General features: G+C 34.9%; 5 protein-coding genes. All 5 read left to right on the top strand.

The features are described 5' to 3' along the window. On the top strand, nucleotides 1-1911 hold a 1911-nt coding region (locus TA89_RS08400), incomplete at its 5' end, for a sigma-54-dependent Fis family transcriptional regulator (RefSeq protein ID WP_423219500.1). Between the two features lie 16 nt (nucleotides 1912-1927). After that, entirely contained in the window at nucleotides 1928-2389 is a 462-nt protein-coding gene (locus TA89_RS08395; protein ID WP_040212486.1) for a hypothetical protein, read from the top strand. Between the two features lie 297 nt (nucleotides 2390-2686). Beyond that, a complete protein-coding gene (locus tag TA89_RS08390; protein ID WP_040212485.1) occupies nucleotides 2687-3853 on the top strand; it encodes an iron-containing alcohol dehydrogenase in 1167 nt (388 codons plus the stop codon). A 354-nt stretch (nucleotides 3854-4207) separates the two neighbouring features. Continuing rightward, entirely contained in the window at nucleotides 4208-5098 is an 891-nt protein-coding gene (locus tag TA89_RS08385; RefSeq protein ID WP_040212484.1) for a sulfide/dihydroorotate dehydrogenase-like FAD/NAD-binding protein, read from the top strand. Next, nucleotides 5098-6480 (top strand): NADPH-dependent glutamate synthase, encoded by a 1383-nt coding sequence (gltA, locus tag TA89_RS08380; protein WP_040212482.1) that lies wholly within the window; start codon nucleotides 5098-5100, stop codon nucleotides 6478-6480. Before TA89_RS08385 ends, gltA begins: the two co-directional genes overlap by 1 nt. Nucleotides 6481-6499: the final 19 nt, after the last annotated feature.

The raw sequence follows: 6499 nt of genomic DNA, 5'->3' as shown, positions 1-6499 counted from the left end.
AAAAATAAAAGTCATGAAGAAATAATAAAAAGCTCTCATGAGAGAAGCAGAATATACGGTATAGAAAGGGAAAGAAAGATTCCTAAACGTATCATTATGGGAAGTGAGGTGCTCAGCACCTTAAAAAATAGCGAAAGGCTTTTTATAATAGCTGAACCTTTTATGAAGCTTTTATATAGCCTTTTACAGAATTCAGGGTTTATACTTCTATTAACGGATAAGGAAGGTTGCATATTAAGTATACTTGGTGATAGGGACATATTAAAAGCTGCTGAGGATTTAAATATGGTAGTGGGGGCATATATGGATGAAAGCAGCATAGGTACCAATGCTATGGGAACAGCAATTAAGGAGGACTCACCCATACAAATATCAGCTAAAGAGCATTTTATAACAGCTTATCACAGGTGGACCTGCTCTGCGGCTCCAATTCATGATGAAGCAGGTAATATAATAGGAACCCTTAATTTAACTGGAGACAGTGATTTGGTACATCCTCACACCTTAGGTATGGTAGTGGCAGCGGTGAAATTTATTGAAAATCAGATAAGGATTGACATTACCCAGAAAAAGCTGAATGAAGCATATAATTATATGAATACCATAATGGATTCTATTTCTGCTGGAATAATGGCAATAGACAAAGAGGGGATAGTAAACTGCATAAACCATGAGGCATGCAGGATGATATGTATCTCTAAAGAAGAAATTATATATACCTCTGTAGAAAAGGTTATAAAGATTTGGAAGAATATCCTCAAAAGGCTTGAGGAAGGAGTTTTCATAGAAAATGAAGAGATATATTTTGTTGTAAGCGGAATAAGAAGCAGATTTAATTTAAATGCTTATCCTATTTTCTCTGAGGAAGGGAATATTGTAGGTGCGGTGATTATTTTAAAGGATATTCAAAAGGTGATAAAGCTTGTTAACAAGTACTCAGGAATGAGTGCAAGGTATACTTTTGAAGATTTTATTGGAGAAAGTATTGAAATTAGGAGAATAAAGGAATATGCTAAGAATATCGCAGATAGTCCTTCTACAGTGCTCATAGAAGGAGAAAGCGGAACGGGAAAAGAAATTTTAGCTCAGGCTATACACAATTACAGTCAAAGAAGAAATCAGGGATTTGTGGCAATAAACTGCGGAGCCATTTCTAAAAGCCTGATAGAAAGCGAGCTTTTTGGATATGAAGAAGGCGCTTTTACAGGAGCAAAAAAAGGTGGACATCCAGGCAAATTTGAACTTGCCCACGGAGGAACCTTATTTTTAGATGAAATAGGTGAAATGCCTTTAGATATGCAGGTTAATCTTCTCAGGGTTCTACAGGAAGGTATGGTTACCAGAGTAGGCGGAAATAAGTATATTCCTATTGATGTAAGGATTATCGCAGCTACCAATAAGGATTTGAGAAAAGAAGTAGAAAGAGGTACCTTTAGACAAGATCTTTATTACAGGCTCAGTGTTCTTCCTATAAATATACCTCCTCTAAGGAATCGAAAAGAAGATATAAAAATATTGTCAGATCATTTTTTGAAGCTTAAATCTAAAAAATTAAACAAGGAAATAACTGAGATACCTGAAGAAACCTATAGGGAAATGCTGCTGCATAACTGGCCAGGAAATGTCAGAGAGCTTGAAAATTATATAGAAAAAGCTTTGAATTTTGATAATACTAAAAACTCAGGCTTTTCCTTTGAAAATCATCAGGAGGATGTTCCTTCTGAAGAAGGTGCAGATAATATTAAAATGATGAAGGATGACGAAATACTGCCTTTATGGAAAGCGGAAAAAATCATAATAGAAAGAGCTTTGTTAAAATATGAAGGCAATATATCAAGAGTATCTGCTGCTTTATGCATTGGAAGAAATACACTATACAATAAGATAAAAAAATATAATATAACTTATTGATTTGGAGGAAAGATATATGTCGTTTAGGGGAGTTGCTACTTCACTTTTTGTAGGATTTACTCTAGCTTTTATAACTTTATATGATATAAGGTTTGCTTTTATGCTGCTGGCTGCCTTTTACCTGGTGAAGGCCTTCATACAGGTTAAGGGAAAGGATAAATTTGATAGCTTCCAGAAGATAACCAATATAGACAGATATAACGAATATATTAAAAAGGATGCTGTTTTTAAGAAATTTATTAAATCAGATCCTATAGCGGATATTATTATGGCAGGTTTGTTTATATATATGAGCTTTAGGGAGTACAACTTTTTTAATAATGTAAAATATGCCCTTATTATGTTTTCTATAATAATGATAAATTATTTTGCCGATTTATATGCTTTGAAAAAAAGCAGCACTTGGCTTGATTATAAGAAAAAAAATATGCTTTTAATTATGGGAATTATGGTGATAATTTTATTTTTTGCTGTGTAAAAATTTTAAGTTAATTATTTAACTTGTTCTGATATGAGACAGTGTTCTGATTTGGAACATAAAATATAAAACAAAAGTGTTCTGATTTAGAACACTTTTGTTTTTTAAAGGAAAAATAGCAATAAAAAATGCTTTTTAAGTGAAAGTTTAAATTCTTACAAATGGGATTGATACTGGTTTGTATAATATATATCTATATAATTTCGAAACATTGTTAAAAAAATATCTATTTTGGCATATTATTTGCTTTTTAATCTATATATAAGATAAAAGCATAATGATTTAGGAGGTATACTTATGAACAGATTTACTCTTCCAAGAGATATTTATTTCGGTAAAGGAAGTATGGAGGTATTAAAAAGCCTTAAAGGTAATAGAGCTGTAATAGTTACAGGGGGTAGCTCTATGCAGAAATTCGGCTTTTTAGATAAGACTGTACAATACCTTAAAGAAGCCGGAATGGAGGTTAAACTTATAGAAGGTGTTGAGCCTGATCCATCTGTTGAAACTGTTATGAAAGGTGCAGAGTTTATGAGAGAGTTTCAGCCTGATTGGATAGTTTCTATAGGAGGAGGTTCACCAATAGATGCAGCAAAGGCAATGTGGATATTCTATGAGCATCCTGAAGTTACCTTTGATGATGTAAAGGATCCTTTTACAGTTCCTGAGTTAAGAAACAAAGCTAAATTTGCAGCTATCCCATCTACCAGCGGAACAGCAACGGAAGTAACAGCTTTTTCAGTAATAACTGATTATAATTTAGGAATTAAATATCCTTTAGCAGATTACAACCTCACTCCGGATGTTGCAATAGTAGATTCAGACTTGGCTGAAACAATGCCTGCAAAGCTTACTGCATATACAGGAATGGATGCTTTAACCCATGCTATAGAAGCTTATGTGGCGGGCCTTAGATCTGCTTTTTCAGATCCATTAGCTATGCAGTCTATTGAAATGATAAAAGATCATTTATTTGATTCTTATAATGGAGATAAAAATGCAAGAGAGCAGATGCATATTGCTCAGTGTTTGGCAGGAATGGCTTTCACTAATGCGCTTCTTGGTATAACTCACAGCATGGCTCACAAAACAGGTGCTATATTCCACATACCACATGGATGCGCTAATGCAATATACCTTCCTTATGTTATAGATTTTAATAAAAAGGAATGTATAAGCAGATATGCTGAAATAGCAAGAAGGCTTGGATTATCAGGAAATACAGAAGATGAACTTACAGATTCCCTAACCTCTATGATAAGAGAGATGAATAAGAAGATGAATATTCCATGCAGTTTGAAGGAATATGGAATAACAGAGGAAGATTTCAAAGCTAATTTAGATAAGATTTCTGAAAATGCTGTGGCAGACGCATGTACCGGTTCTAACCCAAGAAAAATAAGCGTAGAGGAAATGAAGAATTTATTCACCTGTGTATATTATGGAGATAAGGTGGAGTTTTAGTTCAAATGAAAATCCCGTTTGAATTGGGACTATGTATTGTGTACAGCAGGTGTATAAAAACCCTGCTGTATACAAATAATAAATTCAATTTATTTCTTTAAGGTTATGAATAATATTAAGGTTTAAGATAGAACTTGATTTACTCAGGCTCTATTTTTTTCAGATTTAAAAGTACAATTTATCTCATAATAGTAATTGTGATATTAATTTAACAAAAATTCTGACAAAATTTGTTCGGTTTAACATTATACCTATTAAAAATTTTAATATTTAAATGCATAAAATTATTGTGAAATATGCTACAATATATATGGGCTTTATATACATAAAATATACATATATGGGGGAATGAAAATGTATAAAATACTAAGTAAGCGAGTATTAGCAAATAATATCTATTTAATGGATATTGAGGCTCCTAGAGTAGCTAAATCTTGCGAACCTGGTCAGTTTATTATTGTTAAAATGGATGAAAAAGGAGAAAGAATACCTTTAACCATATGTGATTATGATAAGGAAAGAGGAAGCGTAACAATAGTGTTCCAAACCTTAGGGGAATCCACAAAAGTAATGGCTAACTATGAGGTAGGAGAATACTTTGCAGATTTTGTAGGACCTTTAGGAAGGCCTTCAGATATGGTAGAGGAAGATATAGAAGAATTAAAAAACAAGAGAATTATGTTTATTGCAGGAGGAGTAGGTACTGCTCCGGTATATCCTCAGGTAAAGTGGCTTCATGAGAGAGGAATCAGTGCAGATGTAATAGTTGGAGCTAAAACAAAGGATTTATTAATACTTCAGGAGGAAATGGAATCTGTTGCTGGAAATGTTTATGTAGCTACAGATGATGGTTCCTCCGGTTTTAAAGGTTTAGTAACAGAGTGTTTAAAAGATTTAGTTCTAAATCAGGGAAAACATTATGACCGCGTTGTGGCTATAGGTCCTATGATAATGATGAAGTTTGTATGTATGCTTACAAAGGAATTAAATATACCTACTGTAGTAAGCTTAAATCCAATAATGGTAGATGGTACCGGTATGTGTGGTGCCTGCAGGGTTTCTGTAGGAGGAGAAGTAAAATTTGCCTGTGTTGACGGACCGGAATTTGACGGACATCTTGTTAATTTTGATGAAGCAATGAGAAGACAGGCAATGTACAAGTCAGAGGAAGGCAGAGCGATACTGAAGAAGGAAGAAGGAGACACCCACCATCATGGCGGATGTGGATGCGGAGGTGACAAATAATGGATAGAATGAAGAGAGTTCCTATAAGTGAACAGGATCCAAAGGTAAGAGCAGGGAATTTTGAAGAGGTTTGTTTAGGATATACTGCTGAAGAAGCTATGGCAGAGGCTTCAAGATGCTTAAACTGTAAAAAGCCTATGTGCGTAACACAATGTCCTGTTACCATAGGAATACCAGAATTTATTCAGCATGTTAAAAACGGTGAATTTGAAGCTGCTGCAAAAACTATCGCTAAGTCCAGTGCACTTCCAGCAGTTTGCGGAAGAGTGTGCCCTCAAGAGGTTCAGTGTGAAGGAAAATGTATTCTTGGAATAAAAGGTGAGCCAATAGCTATTGGTAAACTTGAAAGATTTGTTGCAGACTGGTCTAGAGAAAATAATATAGATTTATCTGAAGTTGAGCAAAGTAAAGGTGTTAAAGTAGCAGTTATAGGAAGCGGTCCTGCAGGTTTAACCTGTGCTGGAGATTTAGCTAAGAAGGGCTACGATGTTACCATATTTGAAGCTCTTCATGAACCAGGCGGAGTTTTAGTTTACGGTATTCCGGAATTCAGACTTCCAAAGGATACAGTGGTTAGGCATGAAGTTGAAAATGTTAAAAAATTAGGTGTTAAGATCGAAACTAACGTAATTATAGGAAGAACAGTAACTATAGATCAGCTTTTCGAAGAGGAAGGCTTTAAGGCTGTGTTCATAGGTTCAGGAGCAGGACTTCCAAAATTCATGGGAATCCCAGGAGAAAACTCAAACGGAGTATTCTCTGCTAATGAATTCTTAACCAGAAATAACCTGATGAAAGCATTTAAAGAGGGATATTCCACACCTATAAAACTTGGACAAAAAGTAGCTATAGTAGGCGGAGGAAACGTTGCTATGGATGCTGCAAGAACAGCTTTAAGATTAGGAGCTGAGTCTCATATAGTATATAGAAGAAGTGAAGAAGAACTGCCAGCAAGATTGGAAGAAGTTCATCATGCTAAAGAAGAAGGGGTTATCTTTGATACCCTGACTAATCCTATAGAAATCCTTCAGGACGAAAAAGGATGGGTAAGTGGAATGAAATGTATAAAGATGGAGCTTGGAGAACCTGATGCATCCGGAAGAAGAAGACCAGTAGAAATACCAGGTTCAGAGTTTATAATGGACGTAGATACTGTTATTATGTCCCTAGGAACATCACCAAATCCTCTTATAGCATCCACTACAAAAGGTCTTGATGTAGATAAGAGAAGGTGCATAGTTGCTGAAGAGGAAACAGGCTTAACCTCCAGAGAAAGCGTATATGCCGGTGGAGATGCCGTAACTGGTGCAGCTACTGTTATTTTAGCTATGGGTGCCGGTAAAAAAGCAGCTAAAGCCATAGATGAATTTCTATCTAAATAGAATAATCAACTAGAAGTCA

Source organism: Clostridium polynesiense (genome assembly GCF_000820705.1).
Classification (GTDB): Bacteria; Bacillota; Clostridia; order Clostridiales; family Clostridiaceae; genus Clostridium_AA; species Clostridium_AA polynesiense.
The sequence above is the reverse complement of the archived record's forward strand: the minus strand, read 5'-3'. Positions and strand labels throughout refer to the sequence as shown.

Excerpts from the sequence above, each read along its gene's own strand:
- gltA (WP_040212482.1), top strand. The coding sequence starts at position 5,098 with ATGGATAGAATGAAGAGAGTTCCTATAAGTGAACAGGATCCAAAGGTA.
- TA89_RS08395 (WP_040212486.1), top strand. The coding sequence starts at position 1,928 with ATGTCGTTTAGGGGAGTTGCTACTTCACTTTTTGTAGGATTTACTCTA.
- TA89_RS08385 (WP_040212484.1), top strand. The coding sequence starts at position 4,208 with ATGTATAAAATACTAAGTAAGCGAGTATTAGCAAATAATATCTATTTA.
- TA89_RS08390 (WP_040212485.1), top strand. The coding sequence starts at position 2,687 with ATGAACAGATTTACTCTTCCAAGAGATATTTATTTCGGTAAAGGAAGT.